This window comes from Alteromonas sp. 1_MG-2023 (assembly GCF_030547075.1).
Lineage (GTDB): Bacteria > Pseudomonadota > Gammaproteobacteria > Enterobacterales > Alteromonadaceae > Alteromonas.
The window spans coordinates 362,524-380,803 of sequence record NZ_JAUOQH010000001.1; the positions used below are offsets into that span (position 1 = coordinate 362,524).

At 44.6% G+C, this 18,280-nt stretch carries 15 protein-coding genes; 4 read left to right on the top strand and 11 right to left on the bottom strand.

Going from position 1 to position 18,280, the window contains the following annotated elements:
- Positions 1 to 67: 67 nt before the first annotated feature.
- The 4 genes from Q4561_RS01525 to Q4561_RS01540 form a co-directional block, all read right to left on the bottom strand.
- The gene (locus Q4561_RS01525; RefSeq protein WP_303456970.1) at positions 68 to 2,875 is read right to left on the bottom strand and encodes a nitrate reductase; all 2,808 of its coding nucleotides are present in this window, start codon (positions 2,873 to 2,875) and stop codon (positions 68 to 70) included.
- A gap of 73 nt (positions 2,876 to 2,948) precedes the next feature.
- Positions 2,949 to 3,302 (bottom strand): nitrite reductase small subunit NirD, encoded by a 354-nt coding sequence (gene nirD / locus Q4561_RS01530; protein ID WP_303456972.1) that lies wholly within the window; start codon positions 3,300 to 3,302, stop codon positions 2,949 to 2,951.
- Between the two features lie 13 nt (positions 3,303 to 3,315).
- Entirely contained in the window at positions 3,316 to 5,865 is a 2,550-nt protein-coding gene (gene nirB, locus Q4561_RS01535) for a nitrite reductase large subunit NirB (RefSeq protein ID WP_303456975.1), read from the bottom strand.
- 359 nt (positions 5,866 to 6,224) lie between these two features.
- Positions 6,225 to 7,790, bottom strand: a complete 1,566-nt coding sequence (locus Q4561_RS01540) for a SulP family inorganic anion transporter (RefSeq protein ID WP_303456977.1) — start codon at positions 7,788 to 7,790, stop codon at positions 6,225 to 6,227.
- Positions 7,791 to 8,104: 314 nt separating this feature from the next.
- Here Q4561_RS01540 and Q4561_RS01545 point away from each other — a divergent pair, with 314 nt between their 5' ends.
- A complete protein-coding gene (locus tag Q4561_RS01545; protein WP_303456979.1) occupies positions 8,105 to 8,389 on the top strand; it encodes a hypothetical protein in 285 nt (94 codons plus the stop codon).
- Between the two features lie 327 nt (positions 8,390 to 8,716).
- Complete coding sequence (locus tag Q4561_RS01550) at positions 8,717 to 10,087, top strand: nitrate regulatory protein (protein WP_303456982.1); 1,371 nt, start codon at positions 8,717 to 8,719, stop codon at positions 10,085 to 10,087.
- A gap of 29 nt (positions 10,088 to 10,116) precedes the next feature.
- On the opposite strand, the gene Q4561_RS01555 is transcribed toward Q4561_RS01550, so the two are convergent.
- The 4 genes from Q4561_RS01555 to Q4561_RS01570 all read right to left on the bottom strand — a co-directional run bounded on the left by Q4561_RS01555 (position 10,117) and on the right by Q4561_RS01570 (position 12,480).
- Positions 10,117 to 10,722 carry a nucleotidyltransferase family protein gene (locus tag Q4561_RS01555; RefSeq protein ID WP_303456984.1) on the bottom strand — a complete coding sequence of 202 codons (606 nt, stop codon included), beginning with the start codon at positions 10,720 to 10,722 and terminating at the stop codon, positions 10,117 to 10,119.
- A gap of 54 nt (positions 10,723 to 10,776) precedes the next feature.
- Positions 10,777 to 11,451, bottom strand: coding sequence for a phosphatase PAP2 family protein (locus Q4561_RS01560; RefSeq protein WP_303456986.1), 675 nt, complete (start codon positions 11,449 to 11,451; stop codon positions 10,777 to 10,779).
- Between the two features lie 77 nt (positions 11,452 to 11,528).
- Positions 11,529 to 11,843, bottom strand: a complete 315-nt coding sequence (locus Q4561_RS01565) for a BolA family transcriptional regulator (protein WP_303456989.1) — start codon at positions 11,841 to 11,843, stop codon at positions 11,529 to 11,531.
- Positions 11,844 to 11,850: 7 nt separating this feature from the next.
- Positions 11,851 to 12,480, bottom strand: a complete 630-nt coding sequence (locus Q4561_RS01570; protein WP_303456992.1) for an alpha-ketoglutarate-dependent dioxygenase AlkB — start codon at positions 12,478 to 12,480, stop codon at positions 11,851 to 11,853.
- 30 nt (positions 12,481 to 12,510) lie between these two features.
- Between Q4561_RS01570 and Q4561_RS01575 the strand changes: the two genes are divergently transcribed.
- Both Q4561_RS01575 and Q4561_RS01580 read left to right on the top strand, forming a co-directional pair.
- On the top strand, positions 12,511 to 13,737 hold the full coding sequence (locus Q4561_RS01575) for a methyltransferase (protein ID WP_303456994.1): 1,227 nt from the start codon (positions 12,511 to 12,513) through the stop codon (positions 13,735 to 13,737).
- Positions 13,738 to 13,746: 9 nt separating this feature from the next.
- Positions 13,747 to 14,370 (top strand): peptidylprolyl isomerase, encoded by a 624-nt coding sequence (locus tag Q4561_RS01580; protein WP_303456996.1) that lies wholly within the window; start codon positions 13,747 to 13,749, stop codon positions 14,368 to 14,370.
- On the opposite strand, the gene Q4561_RS01585 is transcribed toward Q4561_RS01580, so the two are convergent.
- From Q4561_RS01585 to Q4561_RS01595, 3 genes are read right to left on the bottom strand one after another with little or no spacing between them, the layout of a single operon-like run.
- Positions 14,367 to 14,885, bottom strand: coding sequence for a GNAT family N-acetyltransferase (locus Q4561_RS01585; RefSeq protein WP_303456999.1), 519 nt, complete (start codon positions 14,883 to 14,885; stop codon positions 14,367 to 14,369). The genes Q4561_RS01580 and Q4561_RS01585 overlap by 4 nt on opposite strands.
- Before the next feature lie 3 nt (positions 14,886 to 14,888).
- Entirely contained in the window at positions 14,889 to 15,566 is a 678-nt protein-coding gene (locus Q4561_RS01590; RefSeq protein ID WP_303457002.1) for a gamma-glutamylcyclotransferase, read from the bottom strand.
- Between the two features lie 40 nt (positions 15,567 to 15,606).
- Positions 15,607 to 18,021 (bottom strand): TonB-dependent receptor, encoded by a 2,415-nt coding sequence (locus tag Q4561_RS01595; protein WP_303457005.1) that lies wholly within the window; start codon positions 18,019 to 18,021, stop codon positions 15,607 to 15,609.
- Positions 18,022 to 18,280 lie beyond the last annotated feature (259 nt).

Here is an 18,280-nt window from a genome sequence, read left to right on the forward strand (position 1 = left end):
AGAGCCTACGCTCTCGGTATTAGTTTCTTCAGGTATTTACTAAGCAGTGGCGAATGTAGTATCCGCATTAACGTTCGCGAGCAATGTCTTCTATCGGTGCAATGTAATCGTTTAACAATGTTGCCAACGCAGGCTTACATGAACCACAGTTGGTACCGCATTTTAGCTTGTCGCCAAGTGCTGTTACCGAGCTACAGCCTTCAGCTATCGCTTGATTAATGGTTTTCTCTCTTACCGTGAAACAGCTGCATATCACTTGGCCATTTAAGAAACTTTCATCAACTTCACAGCGCAAAAAACTGGCTAATGTTTCTGGGTCAAATGCTTGCTTCAAGGTGCTGTCTACCCAGCCATTAGGCACACAGTACTTTGGCTGTGTGCTTGGGTTTTGTTCCCCAACAAACGCCATAAAACAAAATGCGTTTTCATAAGTACCAACAAGTACATGGCTATCGGCACTTTTGTATTGATAACACACCCAATCTTTAGGCAAGCTGGCGAGCAAACGTGACATCAATACGTGGGGCGTGAACTGGCTGGCAACAGATAAACTGAAACCATTATCCATGAGATTTTTGGCCCAAAAATCACCCGTATTGTCGAAAATAGCCGTAAGCTTTTCCACTTCGTAGGAGGTAACGTTTGCAGAAGCTCCATCAGGAGAAACAAAACTTGGGGCTGTGCAATCATCACTAATGTAAAGGTTGCCGTAGCTTGCAAAATCGGCTGGCACGATAGAAACCGCACCATGCTTTAATTCTGGTTGCCCTGAAATTGGGTCGGTAACCGGTGCATAAAGCTTAGCTAACTTACTGTGCGATCCCCACTCACCTGACCAATGAATAGGAACAAATACATCACCTTGACGTTGGCGCTTGTCCACATGCACGGGGAAAACACACGGAGTTTCACCGCTCACTTTACTGCTTAAGGCTACATAATCGTTTTGCATTACCCCTAGCTTCGTTGCATCTTCAGGGTGGATATGCACATTCGCGTGAGTTGCATGTGCATGCAATATGGCGGCTTTACCGGTTCGGGTCATGGTGTGCCATTGGTCACGCATTCGTCCGCTGTTAAGCACAAACGGATATTCATTGCTGGTTGCTTGAATAGGCGCGTTAAATGTTACCGCAACAAAGTTTGCCTTGCCAGAAGGCGTAGAAAACACTTTGTTGTAATAGGGGCGAACCGGCGAGCATGTTTTGTTTGTATCAGCTTTAAGCGGCCACGTTACAGGTGCCATTACATTATATTCTGCCTCTGACTTACCCGTTAATGGCGCTAAATTTAGCAAGCGCGCACCATCATTTTTGTAGGCAGTTAAGCGAGCATGCTCATCAAATATTTCACTAGGATGTGAATACGAAAATGCGCTATTGAAACCCATTTTCCTTGCCACATCGCACATGATTTGCCAGTCGTGTTTAGCTTCGCCTGGTGGCGGCATAATGCCTCGTTGGCGAGAAATTCTGCGCTCCGAGTTGGTTACAGTACCGTCTTTTTCAGACCACCCTGTTGCCGGTAATGCGATATCTGCAAAGGCAAGAGTATCGTTACTTTGTACGATATCTGATACCACAACCATGTCGCATTTCTTAAGCGCTGATTCAACTTGCTCACGGTAAGGCATGCTGACTACAGGGTTCGTTCCCATTATCCACACGAACTTAATTCGCCCTGCATCCATGGCCGAAAATAAATCTACGGCTTTTAATCCACCCTGCTCGGGTATGGACGGAGATTGCCAAAACGCTTTTACATTCTCACGATGTTTAGGGTTTTCTATATCACAATGCGCCGCTAACATATTTGCTAAACCGCCTACTTCCCTGCCCCCCATCGCATTGGGTTGACCGGTAATAGAAAAAGGCCCACAGCCTGGCTTGCCGATAAAATCGAGCGCCAAGTGACAGTTAATAATGGCGTTAGCTTTATCTACCCCTGCAGAGGATTGATTAACCCCCATGGAATAGAAAGTAACGGCGCTTTCGGCGTTGATAAACCATTGATAAAAAGTAGCCAAATCTGCTTCATTTAAACCACACAAACCCGCAATATCTTTCGAATCTATCGTGTTTGCTGTAGCTAAGGCATCATCAAGGCCTTGGGTAAACTCACCAATTGAAGCGGCATCAATAGCATTGTTAGCGTGGGCGAACTGCAAAAGCCCGTTAAACAAGGCCACATCACTGCCCCCTTTAAGCGGTAAGTGTAAATCGGCGATAGTACATGTTTCGGTTTCACGAGGGTCTATCACCACCACTTTCATATCTGGATTACGAAGTTTGGCCCGTTGAATGCGCTGGAACAGTACAGGGTGCGCCCATGCTGTATTACTGCCGGTTAGCACCAACAGCGATGTACACTCTAAATCTGTGTAATCACAAGGCACTACATCTTCACCAAATGCACGCTTGTAACCCGCAACAGCAGATGACATACAAAGGCGAGAGTTGGTGTCTATATTCGCGCTGCCAATAAACCCTTTCATCAGTTTATTGGCAACATAATAATCTTCAGTTAAAAGCTGTCCCGATACATAAAATGCAACGGCATCCGACCCGTGTTCGGCAATAGTCTGCGAGATTTTATCAGCCACTGCGCGGGTAGCCGTGTCCCAATCTACCTTCGCACCTGCTATGGTTGGGTGAAGCAAACGGCCGCTAAGATCGTTTGTTTCAAGCAGGTTTGTGCCTTTAACGCACAGACGACCATAATTGGCCGGATGCTCTGGCGTACCAGTAACCTTGTCCAGGGAGGTAGTACGCTCACTTACGTTGCAACTTACATCTACACCACAACCTACACCACAATACGGGCAGGTGGTTTGCCGCAATTGTGCTTTAAATATCTCAGGTTTCGGTGTAGCCATATTCATATGGAATGCCTCTAAGTAACTAATTGTAACTATGGGGGTAACACTCTGCTAGTGCAGTAAATCAGCGTTATAGCGAGATTAAAATGCGTCCGCCATCTATCTTTACGGGGAATGAGATAACACTAACGTCATCCCTTTCTACGCATTTTCCAGTGGCTAATACGTAATGCTCTTTGTAAAGAGGAGAAGCCACCACCACATCATCACCAATTGAACCAATTAGGCCGCGGTAAAGCACATTCGCTTTACCAACAGGATCCCAATTACTGATTGCATACAGGTACTGCTGTTTGGCTTGCAACACACTGAAAAGCGCAATTTGTTGGTCGTTAATTAGGGCACAAACCCCACTGTTTGTTACTACATCATCAATACCACATACATCGTGCCATTGGGCTGCCACTTCCGTTTTTGCTGTCATCAGTATTTCCTCGTTAAATTACTTCAACCGCAATTAAGTTTTCAGCCCCTTGAGACTTCTCCACCTCAGTGGCGGGTCGCACTTGGCCTCGCTCAGATACAAATTGAATATTGCTATCTAGGTTGTCACTGTTTACAAACTGACGGAAACGCTTGCGTGATTCTTCACTGTCCAAAGTGGTCTTCCACTCACATTGATAAGCGCCCACTACGGTTTCCATCTGTGCTTCTAAATCAGCATTGATATTCAACGAGTCGTTCATCACTACCTCTTGCAAGTAGGCTAAACCACCTTCTAGGTTGTCCATCCATACCGAGGTACGTTGAAGCCTGTCTGCAGTGCGTACATAGAACATCAACACACGGTCGATATACTTCACTAAAGTTTCGGTATCTAAATCGGTAGCAAATAAATCTGCGTGTCTGGGTTTCATGCCGCCATTACCGCACACATATAAGTTCCAGCCATTTTCCGTGGCGATTACCCCTATGTCTTTGCTTTGCGCTTCGGCACACTCACGAGTACAACCCGAGACACCAAATTTAATTTTGTGTGGTGCGCGTAAGCCCTTGTAACGATTTTCTAAATCGATGGCTGTTTTCACTGAATCTTGCACACCATATCGACACCAAGTGCTCCCTACACAAGACTTAACCGTACGAAGCGATTTCGCATAGGCGTGACCGGTTTCAAAGCCACCGTCGATTAGTATTTGCCAAATATCGGGAAGTTGCTCTACACGAGCACCGAATAAGTCGATACGCTGACCACCGGTAATTTTTGTGTACAAGTTATATTTCTTGGCCACTTCACCTAAAATAATCAGCTTCTCTGGTGTTATCTCACCACCAGCAACCCGCGGAACCACAGAGTAAGTGCCGTCTTTTTGCATATTACCTAAGTAAATATCGTTGGTATCTTGCAGGGGTAAATGGTCATTTTTAAGAATATAGTCGTTGTAAACCGAGGCTAAAATTGAGCCCGCTGCTGGCTTACATATTTCGCAGCCTAATCCTTTACCATGCTTTTCTAGTAACTCATCGAAGGTAGTAATACCGTTTACTTTAACGATATGGAAAAGCTCTTGACGGGTATGATTGAAGTGCTCACAAATAGCTTTCGATACTTCTACTCCGCGCTTTTCAAGTTCGCTGTCTACCACGTTTTTCAACAGCGCAGTACAACCACCACAGCCTGTGCTGGCTTTCGTACAACTTTTTACATCACCAAGGCTGCAACACCCTTCGTCGATAGCGGTAACGATGTCGCTTTTAGCAACGTTGTGACATGAACAAATTGTCGCGGTATCAGGCAGTGCATCAGCACCTAATGCCGGTGCAGAACCAGAACTAGGTAAAATGAGGCTTTCTGGATTCTCAGGTAAATCAATATCGTTCAGGGCGTACTGTAAGAGGGTATCGTAGTCACTGGTATCCCCTACCAGAACAGCACCAATCACTTTTTGTTGGTTTTCATCAACCACTAGCTTCTTATAAACGCCTTCGGGTTGATTAAAATAGGTGTAGCTTTGCGCGCCAGTGGTACGTTCGTGCGCATCACCAATCGAGCCAACTTCAACGCCCATCAATTTGAGCTTGGTACTCATATCTGCGCCAGTAAATACGGTGTCGCCACCAACTAGTGCGCTTACCGCGGCGCGTGCCATGGTGTAACCCGGGGCAACTAAACCAAATATACGGTTTTGCCATAATGCACATTCGCCAATCGCGAAAATGTCTGGGTCTGAGGTTAAGCAGTTATCGTCGATAACGATGCCGCCACGTTCACCAAGGGCTAGATTGGTTTTGCGAGCTAACTGATCGGAAGGGCGAATACCGGCTGAAAACAACACCATGTCGGTTTCAAGAAAAGTATCGTCAGCAAATACCATGCGATATCTAGATTGTTCACCCGCTTCAATCACTTGAGTCGCTTTTTGGGTGTGAACGGTTACGCCGAGTGATTCAATCTTGTTACGCAGCACATCACCGCCAGTCTCGTCTAATTGCACGGCCATTAATTGCGGAGCAAATTCAACCACGTGGGTTTCAAGACCAGCTTGTTTTAATGCATTGGCTGCTTCAAGACCTAGTAAGCCACCACCAACAACAACGCCCACTTTGCTTTCTTTAGCCGAATTTTCAATAGCCACTAGGTCATCTATGGTGCGATAAACTAAGCAGTGGTCTTGATCATTGCCAGGAATAGGAGGAACAAAAGGGTACGAGCCCGTGGCAAGCACCAACTTATCGTATGAGAAAACTTGACCATCTGCGGTTAACGCCTTTTTTTCATCACGCAGTAAATCTGTCACCATGGCGTTAGTAACCACGTTTACGCCCCAATCACGATAGACGTCTGCGGTGGTAAGGGCTAAATCATCAGCACTCGACCCGCTGAAATATGACGACAAATGTACTCGGTCGTAAGCTAGTCTCGACTCGCCACAAAGTACGGTTATGTCAACGTTCTCACTGCTTTGATGAAGCTGTTCAACGAAATGATGGCCTACCATTCCGTTACCAACTACTAGAATTCGCGTTTTAGATGCCAAGGTTGTCATGGTCTCTCCCATTTATTCGGGACAAAAAAAAGCCCGCATCAACTTTCGTTGATGCGGGCTTCGTTGCCTGTCAAGCGCTACGAGTTATCATAGCTATCAAATTTTATGAGCGAGGTCGCTCTAAACATACACAATGTTTCACACTACTAAAGCATATCCAATATTAGTGCCAGATCATTACCAGCCTGTTTTATAAAGATTTATTTAAAAAACAACCTGTATGCACAACCTCAATTTGCACCAAACAAAAGCAATTGCGATATCATTTGGTGCATCATCATAATGTCGATTTAACGCAAGGCATTCTTATTTTGCGCCAATGACTTTGGTAAATTCACCAAAGCCACTTTGTTTGAAAACTAGGCTAACTTATCTGAGGCAACGCGATAACGTGGATCTTCATTCACGTTAATTTCTACGAACTTGTCCGCTTTACGCAGTAAGTTACGGCACTCATCACTAATGTGACGAATATGCAGTTTCTTACCTTGCTGTTCGTATTTATCCGCCAACGTATCTAACGCATCAATACCTGAAGAGTCCCAAATTCTAGACTCTTTAAAGTCGATAACTACATGCTCTGGGTCATTAGCAATATCAAACAAGTCTTTGAAGTGGCTAACTGAACCGAAGAACAAAGGCCCTTCTAAGTCATACACTTTCCAATCGTCGCTATCGATATGGCTCTTAACCTCAATGTGGCGAGCATGCTTCCACGCAAATACCAAGGCAGAAACGATAACACCTACCACAACTGCAATCGCAAGGTCGGCAATGACCGTGACAGCGGTAACTAAGAACAGAACAAAAGCATCTTCTTTATTTACACCACGAATAATACGGAAAGAGGCCCATTCAAAAGTAGCGATAACCACCACGAACATTACGCCAACCAATGCCGCTAGCGGGATCATTTCAATTAATGGTGCAGCGAAAAGGATAAAGGCAAGCAATACCAATGCAGCAGTAATACCTGATAAACGCCCACGACCACCAGAGTTAATGTTAATCATACTCTGACCAATCATGGCACAACCGCCCATGCCGCCGAAGAAGCCATTTACAGTATTCGCTACGCCCTGACCAACACATTCTTTATTGCCACGGCCACGGGTGTCTGTCATTTCATCGATAAGTGATAATGTAAGGAGTGACTCAATCAAACCAACCAAACATAAGATGATTGAAGTAGGTAATACAATCATTACGGTTTCCCACGTGAACGGCACCATAGGTATAGCAAACGTAGGTAACTCACCCGCAAGCGTAGCGCTGGCTTTTTGGGCTTCAGGTAATAAATCACGCACAAAATCGATAACCGTACGCGCTTCTAAATCAAGCCCGTGTACCATGGCGGTTACCGTTACAATAGCCACTAACGACGCCGGCACTGCGGTGGTGAGCTTAGGCAGTAAGTAAATAATCGCCATGGTAAGCGCGACAAGTCCAAGCATCCAATACAACATAGACCCTTGCATCCAGTCCAACTGACCTAACGCATTAACCACTTTAAACTGGCCTAGCTGAGCAAGGAAAATCACAATGGCTAAGCCATTTACAAACCCTAACATTACCGGGTAAGGCACCAATCGGATAAACTTACCGAGTTTAAATATGCCGCAAAGTATTTGCAGCAAACCCGCTAAAATGACGGCGGCAAACAGATATTGCACACCGTGCTGCGCCACTAGCGCTACCATTACAACGGCCATGGCACCTGTTGCACCAGAAATCATTCCAGGGCGTCCGCCGATGGCAGAAGTAATAAGTCCCATCATAAAGGCGGCATACAACCCAATCATGGGCTCAACACCAGCAACAAATGCAAAAGCAACCGCTTCTGGTACCAGTGCAAGCGCAACGGTAATACCAGACAGCACGTCATTTTTTACATTACTATCTCGATTAGTAATTAAATCAAACATGTTTTCTCAGGAGTCTAAAGGTTTTTAGGATTCGTGCGGTGTCAGTATAGCTGTGGATGCTGTAAATAACTGCCATGCACAATTTTTGGCGATTCTATCACCATTAGCCCTTAAAATCTTTTAATAGAATGTTAAGGGTGGCGTTGATTTTAAGCTGACAATGCTGGCATTCCATGGCATCGTATCGGGCTTAATTTATTGCTCTTGTGGTACGCATTGCTTTTATTGCCCTTGATAGAAGCCGGAATCTAGTAGCCCGAATCGTATTCACCTTGCATGGTCTTCATTATTTCTTCGACTGATAAGGAGTTAAAGTGGTCCCTTATTTATTAACTATTTTATGTGTGCTTGTGGCAGGTGCCATTCATTGGTCATTTCCAAAAACGTTTTGGAAATCAACGCTAATGTCTACCGCGGTCATTTTGCTATTTTCTATTGCTGCCTTATTTATCTTCAAAGCCTCTGGCATGCTAATGAATGAAACTGGCGAAGATCCCGATTTTTCCGGCAAGCTGCTAATGATTACTGCATTAACGTCTTTTTTCGGTCTGCTGATTTCTATCTTTGTCGGATGGTTTCTTCGTGTGATAAGAGCGTAATAACTAGCGTTTAAATTAGGTGTTTTGGCACAAGCCCTTAGCGAATAGGCTTGGCTAGAATACTGGCTGAATACAAGGCTAGGCTCAGACTTAAATGCCGAGTGAAACAGATCATCTTGCACTGTTATCGAGCATTTTTCGTAATGCCTTAGCAAATATCTCTGTTATATCGGTTAAAAGCCACTCCCCACACTTAAAAAATATAAAAATTACTCAATTAAATTCAAACAGTTAAGTTGAAACCGATAACCACCTGGGATTAAGGCACAAGCATTGCTTTTATTCTTTATCAACATTATCTAATGTACGCTAAATTTATAACGTATTATGCAAACAGACCATGAGATATCGGCTGCCACGCATTACAGTGATGCCACTAAACGCTTCTTGCTTGCCGCAAAACGCGCTGAAATAACGGTACTAGAGCAATTATCCAGTAATTGCCGTATTGTGATTTCAGTTCGAAATATGGTGCACGCCCTGCAGCGAGAGCGTGGTGCAACCAATATTTATTTGGCATCGAAAGGTGAAAGGTTCGCTCAACAACGGGCAAAGCACATTGAAGCAAGCTGTGATACTGAGTCTATGCTTCGAAGCCAACTCAAGTCACTGTATTTAACCGACAGTCACGACGCCGCTAACCCCCGTCTATTGAGCAGTATTACTTTAGCGTTACAAGGTATGGACTACCTGCCTGTACTACGTAAACAAGCAAAAGATTTAACCCTATCCCCGCTAGATTCAACTCGAGCATATTGCCGCTTAGTCGCTGGGCTACTCACCGTCATTTTTGAAGCGGCAGATATTGCCAGCGACCCGGTTATAACGCGTATTTTGGTGGCATTGTTTAATTTTATGCAAGGCAAAGAATATGCTGGGCAAGAACGGGCGTGGGGGGCAATAGGCTTTGCAGAAACCCATTTCGATAGACGATTATGCGATAAACTTAACGCCCTGCAACACGCACAGCAACATCACTTCACCGTATTCACTGAATTTGCTCGCACTTGTCACAAAGATGCGTATGCGCTGTTAGACGAAAGTCCGGCTGCACACGATATCAATCAGCTTCGTAAGATGATTGCCCAGCTTGCCGATGGCAGCCCTATTGCTGCTGAAATTAGTGAAGTCTGGTTTGATGTCGCGACTCGGCGCATTGATGCAATGCAGGAAATTGAAAACAAACTTACCGACAGTTTGACCAAAGAAGCGCAAACTAAAGTTAACGATGCTCATCACGAAATGAAGAACCATCAACGGTTAATAGAAAGCTTCACCGATGACCACGCACAAGATGGTTCACCGCTTACTATGCTGTTCGACCCCACTATGCCTGGTTTAGTAGAAGACAATGACCCTCTTCTAACCTCTTCTAATTTACCTGCTGTTAGAAAACCTGCAGATATTAGCGAACAGACGCAAACGTTGTCAGCACATCGCTCGTTTTACGATTTGCTAAGAGGACAAGCACAGTATATTGAAGATATGAGCCGCGAATTAGAAGAAGCGAAACGGGCCATTACTGAGCATAAATTAGTAGATAGAGCCAAGCTTATTCTTATGCAGCAATTCCAGTTAAGTGAGAATGATGCCTACCGCAAACTTCAAAAGCAGGCCATGAATGAGCATAAAAAGCTGACTGACATCGCTGCTATCGTGGTTGAAATATCTAATAAAGCCAACCAGCGCAGCACTTAAGCTGCACCTAATTCACACCCGTACTACACCTAGACTGCACCTAAAATTAATTTTGGCCATGTGTCCATCCACCCTTTAGATACCACCCGCTGCGTAAATACCTCAGCTCTAGGGTAACGAGGGTTTATTGAAATAGTACCCACGAAATTATTAACTAAGCCGTAAGGTGCGAGAATATCGAATTCATTCCCGTGAGCGCTACACCGAATGGCGACACAGGTCTCTTTTTCTATCCAATAGCTTATAGCGTCTTCGCAATCTTTATAAGCCTTATGCCCATGATGTAAATGCATACGCGCTTGATTCTTCACCTGCCAACACGCAGAAGGTACCTTCGCCGCCAACATCTGCTCTATGTTTTTGTCTGCTTGTTTGGAAGTATCGGAAGGGTTGAAGTAGATAACATCAATGTCATTTAACGGGGTGGCTTTTCCATAGCCATGGATATCATCCCATATCGCATTACGTAAAAAGCCTGCGGCTAAGTACCCTTGGGGCAGATTAAGCACGTTGAGCGCAGCTAAACACTGCATGCGATAGAGATCTTCGGCAATAATTCGACTAACAGCTAATCGGGCTTCGCTTTCTGTAATTTCTATAATTGCTAAGTTTTGGGTGCTTTCGGTGTTCATCATAATAGAAGCCATTTTTCTGTGGAAGCTAATATAAAAAAGCTTATACAAAAACGGCTATGGGTTACTACGAATACGTAAGTTTCGTTGCCACTTAATTACATAGAAACTAAATGCGGCTATCGCCCCGCCTCCTAACCATCCGGCTATTACGTCGGTCGGCCAATGTACGCCTAATTGCACTCGACTCAGGCCAATCACAAATACCAATAGTGTAGTCAGAGAATATACCCAAACTTTTAATTTAACTTTTGTGATAGAAAAGCAAAACAGCCTAGCAATACAGAAGTAAACAAGGGTAGACATCATGGCATGGGCAGAGGGAAAGCTTTGCGTTAATACGGTAACTTGATGGCCAGACAGCGGCGGTCTAGGGCGGTCTATACCGGCTTTAAGAACAAAGGTAATCACCAAACCTGCCGCTACCGCTATTAATAGCGTAAATGCTTTTTTAGGATGCCCGGTCAATTTCAACCAACCAGCGACGGCAAGTGAAAAAAAGATAAGTACTTCATTACTGCCAAGTGCGGTGAAATTTTCAAAGAAGCGTTGAACCACCCCCGGCATATCGTCCCACACCAACATTTCAATGACGGCTTTATCAAAAGGCGCTAATACTTCCATGGTGGCAAACAGCATTAGCAGCAAAAAGCCACCACCTAATAACACCACCTGCACCGTGGGTGTTTTTACTATTTGCAAATACGCGTTGACCGAACTTCTTACTTCCATGTTACGTAGCGCTCCTATTGGGGCTATAGAAAATTAAAATGAATACTTAATAAAAGAATGAAACGAATAAATATGCGTTAAGACTTGCTGCCACCTAAACACGCTGGGGATGTTAGCGCTTCGCCACCTCGTGCTACCCACTCTGTTGGGGTATATGTGTGTAATGCTAGCGCATGTACGGGCCCTTTCAAGGCTTCATCGACCAATGCATTGATTTCACGATGACGAGCAATTAAGCGTTTGCCTTCAAAGGCCTCAGTCACCACGGTTACTTTGAAATGACTTTGTGCACCGTCAGGCACATTGTGCATAAAGCTCTCGTCTTCTACCTTCAATAAAGCAGGTGAAAGTGCGCTGGTAATGGTCGATTCTATAAATTCTTTAACATTCATATGAAAACTACTTGGTTGAAATTAAATGCCGGAAAGTAAGGTTAATTCTACCACCGATATGTTTAGTCGTCTTAGCAATACCGTGCAGATAATGCGATTGAGTGGTTTCGCCCATAACCAACAGACTACCGTGCTCTAATATTTGGGTATAACGCGCACCGGTTTCTTTGTGTTTGAACACAAAAGGCCGAGACTCGCCAAAAGTTACCGACGCAACCACAGGATTTGGCCCGAGTTCAGGCTCATCATCAGCATGCATACTCATGCTGTCTTGACCATGTCGATACCAGTTTGCCAGCACACTGTTAAAAGGAATATGACAAACCTCGATGCATTTATCCCGAATAGCTGCCAACTCTTGAGTCCAGTGTTGTGGTGCAAGCTTAATGCCTGAATATTTATAAAAACACTCAGGATCACCATGCCAAGCCTGTAATCTAGGCACGTCTAGGCGCTTTCCATACATGCGGATAGTATCTTGTCGCCATGGCAATGTGCTTTCAAACACACCTTGATAGTCATTCGCTTGCTCTGAGCTAAGCCATTGCGGATAATAGCGCACCTCAGCTTCTGGCAACGGTAGCGTAATGGGTGAGTTTTTCGCTGCTTTCGCGTCAGTAAAAAGTGGTAATTGCATAACCCCCCGATAACTTTAGACAAGAAAATAATGAATACAGAATTTTCAATGGCAGAGCGCCAGTTTACCTTAATTCGCTACCCTGAAAAACATCAGCACAAAAGCCTGCAAGCGTGGGACAGTGCCGATGAATTGCTTATTGAGCATGTTGACGCGCACCTTGGCGCGCTTCTTCAATCCCAAAATGAATCGTCATCTACCTTGGGGCCCATACTCATTTTTAATGACGACTTTGGTACCCTTGGCTGTTGGTTTACGCAGTATAATCCTATTTGGATTTCAGATTCGTATATTAGCTTGCGATCATTACAAGAAAACCTAAGGCGTAACCATTTAAAACCGGTTATGAATGAGGAAGGCGCGCTAGCGTCACCCGTGACAAGTTTAACCAGTGTTGAAAGCCTTACTTTCATGCCAGAGAGTGCCCCAAGCGTAATTATGCTTAAAGTGCCTCGCACATTGGCATTGCTTGAACAACAGCTTATCGATATTAAGCGATATGCAGCGCCAGGTACGCATATTGTAGCGGCAGGTAAAATAAAAGCCGTGACCAAGTCGGTATCCGCCTTGTTCGAGAAAATCATTGGCCCTGCTAAAACGTCCTTGGCAAAGAAAAAGTCACGACTGGTTTTTAGTACCCTTGATGAAAGTATTGCCCCAATCCCTTCTCCCTACCCAGAAACCTGGGAATGCAAGGGCGCCACAGGCCAAACCTTCGTACTAAAAAACCACGCAAATGTATTTTCTCGCCAGTCGTTAGATATTGGTGCCCGCCTTATGCTTGAGCACATGACGGTAAGCGCCAATGAAACCGTGGTCGATTTAGGTTGCGGCAATGAGGTGCTAGGGGTAAACGCCTTAGCCTTGGCCGGCGACTGTAAGGTAATATTCATTGATGAGTCGTTTATGGCAGTGGAAAGTGCACGATTAAATGTACTTGAGAATTTTCCAGACAAAATTGATCAATGTGAGTTTATTGCCAGTAACTGCTTAGAATGCTTGCTAGAACAGCAACAATCGCCTTGGGTAACCAAGATATTGTGTAACCCCCCTTTCCATCAACAAAATGCCATTACCGATCATATTGCATGGCAAATGTTTAACGACTCAAAACACGCTTTGGTTAAAGGTGGGCAATTGGTGGTGGTTGGAAACAGGCACCTTGAACATCACGTTAAACTTAAACGCATGTTTGGTGGTTCAGACGTACTGGCAAGCGACAAAAAATTTGTTATTTTGGGCACCGCTAAACGATAAGGAATGCACATGTTAAAACCGCTTATAACGGCCTTAATCTTCTCAGCTTTCGTTTTTACGTTTGCAGCAATTAGCCCCAATGCATTGGCGGCTAAAAAAGATGATGGCTCGCAAATTCAGCCTGATAACTATTACCCTAGAGTTAAAATTGAAACCACCATGGGTGATATTGTGGTGGAATTAGACCGCCGCCGAGCGCCTCTCACGGTGAATAACTTTTTACGTTATGTAGACAAGCGCAGTTATGAAAACACTATTTTTCATCGTATTGTGCCGGGGTTTGTCGTGCAAGGCGGCGGCTATACTACTGATTTTGAGGGTAAGTCTAACTACCCTGAAATATTCAATGAGTCAGGCAATGGGCTTACCAACGATTTACACACTATCGCTATGGCAAGGCAAGATGACCCGCATACTGCCAATCGTCAATTTTTCTTTAACGTTAATGACAACGAAACCTTAAACCCAGGTCGAGACTGGGGCTATGCGGTTTTTGGCATGATTGTAGAAGGTGAAGATATTGTGGATGCGATGTCTGAAGTAGAAACCGAATACTCGTTAGTACTCAACACCAACAATGTACCCATTGAGCCTATTATCATTAAAAAGGTTACTGTACTTCCGCCGTTCTAACGGCTGGTGTAATCGCTGTTGCGCCAGAATAGGGTTTGAACCGGTGTGGACTTATCAATAAAATAAGGGCCGCGTTTTTTAAATCCTAGCTGGTGTAATAGATGTTGAGAACGCGTGTTCTCGGGATGGGTAGAGGCGGTTATGAAATGCATATGTTCTTCCATCTCCACCCAATCAATAACCGCTTTAGCGGCTTCTAACGCTATCCCCTGTTTACGGGCATTCGGTAGCAGCGCAAAACCTAAATCAGGGCAGCTGAAAACAAACCGATTGATAAGCCCACACACACCATGAGGCGCGTTGGTTTGCTTATTTCTTATTGCCAGCAACCCGTATCCCCACTCGTTAAGTTGCGCGTTAACCCGGTCAATATAATCGGCAGCATCGTCAACACTCGCCACACCGCGATTTCCAATAAACTGTTTCCATAACGGGTCTTGATGCATCTCCACTATCCACAGTTTATCTGCTTGGGTTAATGGGCTTAATTCCAATCGCTCGGTTAATAACAACATGAGTTAATACGCCTCTGGTGTTGATTGTTTTACTTTATTCATCAGCATATCGATTTGCGCTAATTGTTGCTGTGAAATAGCGGCAGCTCTTGGGTAAATCGGGTTTGCTCTGTCGTTAATTCTAGGGTGTTCCCAGCCATGAGTATGCTCAATAAAAGCGGTAGCTTCACTTACCCCACCATGCTCTAAACAGCCTACAAGACAGGTGTCGATATAAGATTGTGAAACCGGGAAGTCGGTACTAGCATGATGACAAAGTAAGGTTTCGCATAACCAGAGTTGGTGCTGGCTTAACGCTTCGCGAAGCGCAGGGGTGAAAGAAGGTTGATTGCACAAGAAGGAACTTACATGTTCAATTGCACTTGCTGGCACTTCCACAAAGCGATAATTCTTTTCTCGCGCCCGTAATGAAGGGTTTACCTCGGCGGGAATAAGCTGTGCATTTAATTGAGATGTTTGGTCGGCAACGGCGCCTACGTAGGTTTGTTTTTCTTGCAGACTACGAGTAACCCATGCGCGTTTAAAACCTGAAACACGCACGGGTAAACCTTGAGTATAAATACCAGAGTAACGTTCTCGAGAACCTCGACTTAGCAAACTGCCATAACCCAGCACAATGTGCTTACTTTGCTGGCTAGCTAAGGTAGCTAACCAACTGTCTTCGGCCAAGTCTTCTAGCATTTTTCATCTGCCAAACGTCACCCCGTTTTTTACTGTAGTTCTAGAACAGCGCACGTACTCCTAGCGTAAGGTTACGACCAGGTAGTGGCGCTTGATCTTTCAAAAATGATGTATGAACGCGAGCTTCTTCATCTGTTAGATTGTTTCCTTTTGCATAAACAATCCACTCAACGCCTTGGCCGCCAAATTCGTACTGAACACTGGCATCTAACAAGGTGTAACCATCGGTTTGTGTTTCGTAAGACGCCACGTCGTCTTGGTCATCATACCAAGTTACGCCAACATCAGCACTTACGCCATTGCTCACATAACTGATGTTACCACCAAATCGCATAGGTGGCGTACGAGGAAGGTTATCATCATCAATTTCTGCGTTAATGTAATCGCTAAATACCGTCACGCGTACTTGCGCATTTACATCGTAGTAGGCTTCAGCTTCTAAGCCCCAAATATCAGCATCAGCTTGCTGGAAGTAATAGATAGGTGTGCCTTCCTCTTCTTCTTCCTCATGATCTTCGTGCTCTTCTGTTATTGCCAATAACCCAGTATTCGTTTGATAAATATAATCATCCGCTTGGTTATAGAACAATGAAACGGTATAGCCCCAATCACCAGTGAATTTACGGAAAGTAACATCGATATTGGTACTAACTTCTTTTTCTACGTCTTTTAAGTCTTCTTCAATATGACCGTCTTCATCTAAATCGAAAACCAAACCGAGCTCGTAGCTTTGTGTGGCTAAATGCTGGCCTGCAGAGAACAACTCTTGTTGGCTCGGCGCACGCTCACTACGTGAAAGTGTAGTGGCGATTGAGCGCCCTTCTGCATATTCCCAGTTTAAACCAGCGGATAAAGACGTACTGGTGAAGTCATACTTGTTGAAGCTATATGAAGTCACTTGCTCTTCATGTTCTTCGTGATCCTCTTCCTCTTCGTGCTCTTCTTCATCAGCATGAGTCACTTCAAGAGATAATTCACTGTCATCGGCATCGTATTCAGTATATTCAACACGACCACCTAGTTCGAAGGTCACGTCTCCCACAACTTTTTGCTCTACAAGGTAGACCGCATAGTTAGAAGAGGTATTTGCTGGCGTAAAGGCTTCCTCCCCCTCAGCTTCATAGTCGCTGTGTTGGAATTGAACACCTAGCACACCATGCCAGCCATCCACTTCTTCGTGAGACACTGACGCGCGAATATCGCTAGATTTGTTTGAGAAGATAGTACCTTGCTCGCCATCTTCAATTTCGACGTGTTCGTAATCGGTATAAGCCGCTGCAAACTTAGCATTGGTTAACCCTCTGATAGGTGAATGCCATTCACCCGCTGCTTGATAACGTGTCATATCTACGTCAATCAATACGCCTTCTTCTTCGTGTAACTCTTCATCATGATCTTCTTCGTCGTGATCTTCTTCATCATGGTCTTCTTCATGCTCGTGACTGTGACCAGGCACGCCATAACGGTTATCAAGTTGCTCTACCGCAAAGCCAAAGTAACCTTCTTCACCAATGTAAGACAAGCCAGCCGTTATATCGCTGGTTTCCATCGCGGTGCTTTCTAGCACGCCGTAGGCTTCGTCTTCATCAGGTTCTACTGATGCATAACCAGGAATATCCGTATCATCTGTGTTGCGAGAATAACCATCAATATGCCATGCAAAGTTACCGCTGCCACCTGTGACATCGCCGCGAGCGTACTTACCGTTATCTACTGTGCTGTAGCTCACTTCGGCTTCGCCTTCAACACCGTCCATTTGATGTTGCACAATACGCTTATCAACGATGTTCACCACACCACCAATAGCGCCACTACCATATTGCAATGTTGCAGGACCGCGAAGCACTTCTACTTGCGTGGCGCTGGCCAAGTTACTGGTTACATTGTGGTCAGGGCCAACACGAGATACATCAGAAACATCTAATCCGTTTTGAACAATTTTAACCCGCGGGCCATCGTTACCACGAATAATTGGGCTACTTGAAACCGGACCAAAATACGTGCTTTGTACCCCAGGAGTATTCTTTAACGTTTCACCTAATGTAGGCGCTTCTATACGTCTTAAACGCTCAGCACCAATAACTGTAACTGGCGTAACAGATTCAAGTACTGAAGATTGTAATGCGGTGGCAGTTACTACAATATTTTCAACTGACGAAGGAGTAAGTGAAAAATCAACGGTTTTATCACCAACGATTTCACCAAGGTCGTTGTCACCATGAATATATTGGCTTGAAAATACGTGAAGATGCACATGAGTTTGCTTAACATCGCTAAAACGGTAAACACCATTTTCATCGGTGGTAACGACTCGGCGAGTACCTTCAATGCTAACCTCGGCACCTTCAACGGGCTGACCTGACACATCGGTAACTTTACCGCTGATAACAGTCGCAAAGGATGGAGACGAGAGTAGACCTGCTATCGTAAGACTTAGCAGTGAACGCATTTTCATAACGGTTTCCCTAACAAATTTCTATTTTTTTGACCATTTACATAGCCATTCTTGTGATGTTATAACATTTTGTAGGTTGAGTCGTTTATTGTCAATGGTAACGTGTCTATGATTTGGATTCGTTTAACCAAATAGTCTTTTCAAGCCGCGCTTTAGTTTGTGAATGACAGTTTGAGAATAACGTGATGCGCTTGGATGAGCACCTGATATGGCACTTTGCAGTGATGCTCTTGAGTAAGCTTCTGTTCAATAACCTAGG

Excerpts from the sequence above, each read along its gene's own strand:
- Q4561_RS01580 (WP_303456996.1), top strand. The coding sequence starts at position 13,747 with ATGTTAAAACCGCTTATAACGGCCTTAATCTTCTCAGCTTTCGTTTTT.
- Q4561_RS01585 (WP_303456999.1), bottom strand. The coding sequence starts at position 14,885 with ATGTTGTTATTAACCGAGCGATTGGAATTAAGCCCATTAACCCAAGCA.
- Q4561_RS01575 (WP_303456994.1), top strand. The coding sequence starts at position 12,511 with ATGAATACAGAATTTTCAATGGCAGAGCGCCAGTTTACCTTAATTCGC.
- Q4561_RS01595 (WP_303457005.1), bottom strand. The coding sequence starts at position 18,021 with ATGAAAATGCGTTCACTGCTAAGTCTTACGATAGCAGGTCTACTCTCG.
- Q4561_RS01590 (WP_303457002.1), bottom strand. The coding sequence starts at position 15,566 with ATGCTAGAAGACTTGGCCGAAGACAGTTGGTTAGCTACCTTAGCTAGC.
- Q4561_RS01555 (WP_303456984.1), bottom strand. The coding sequence starts at position 10,722 with ATGATGAACACCGAAAGCACCCAAAACTTAGCAATTATAGAAATTACA.
- nirD (WP_303456972.1), bottom strand. The coding sequence starts at position 3,302 with ATGACAGCAAAAACGGAAGTGGCAGCCCAATGGCACGATGTATGTGGT.
- Q4561_RS01525 (WP_303456970.1), bottom strand. The coding sequence starts at position 2,875 with ATGGCTACACCGAAACCTGAGATATTTAAAGCACAATTGCGGCAAACC.
- Q4561_RS01565 (WP_303456989.1), bottom strand. The coding sequence starts at position 11,843 with ATGAATGTTAAAGAATTTATAGAATCGACCATTACCAGCGCACTTTCA.
- Q4561_RS01570 (WP_303456992.1), bottom strand. The coding sequence starts at position 12,480 with ATGCAATTACCACTTTTTACTGACGCGAAAGCAGCGAAAAACTCACCC.
- Q4561_RS01560 (WP_303456986.1), bottom strand. The coding sequence starts at position 11,451 with ATGGAAGTAAGAAGTTCGGTCAACGCGTATTTGCAAATAGTAAAAACA.
- nirB (WP_303456975.1), bottom strand. The coding sequence starts at position 5,865 with ATGACAACCTTGGCATCTAAAACGCGAATTCTAGTAGTTGGTAACGGA.
- Q4561_RS01540 (WP_303456977.1), bottom strand. The coding sequence starts at position 7,790 with ATGTTTGATTTAATTACTAATCGAGATAGTAATGTAAAAAATGACGTG.
- Q4561_RS01550 (WP_303456982.1), top strand. The coding sequence starts at position 8,717 with ATGCAAACAGACCATGAGATATCGGCTGCCACGCATTACAGTGATGCC.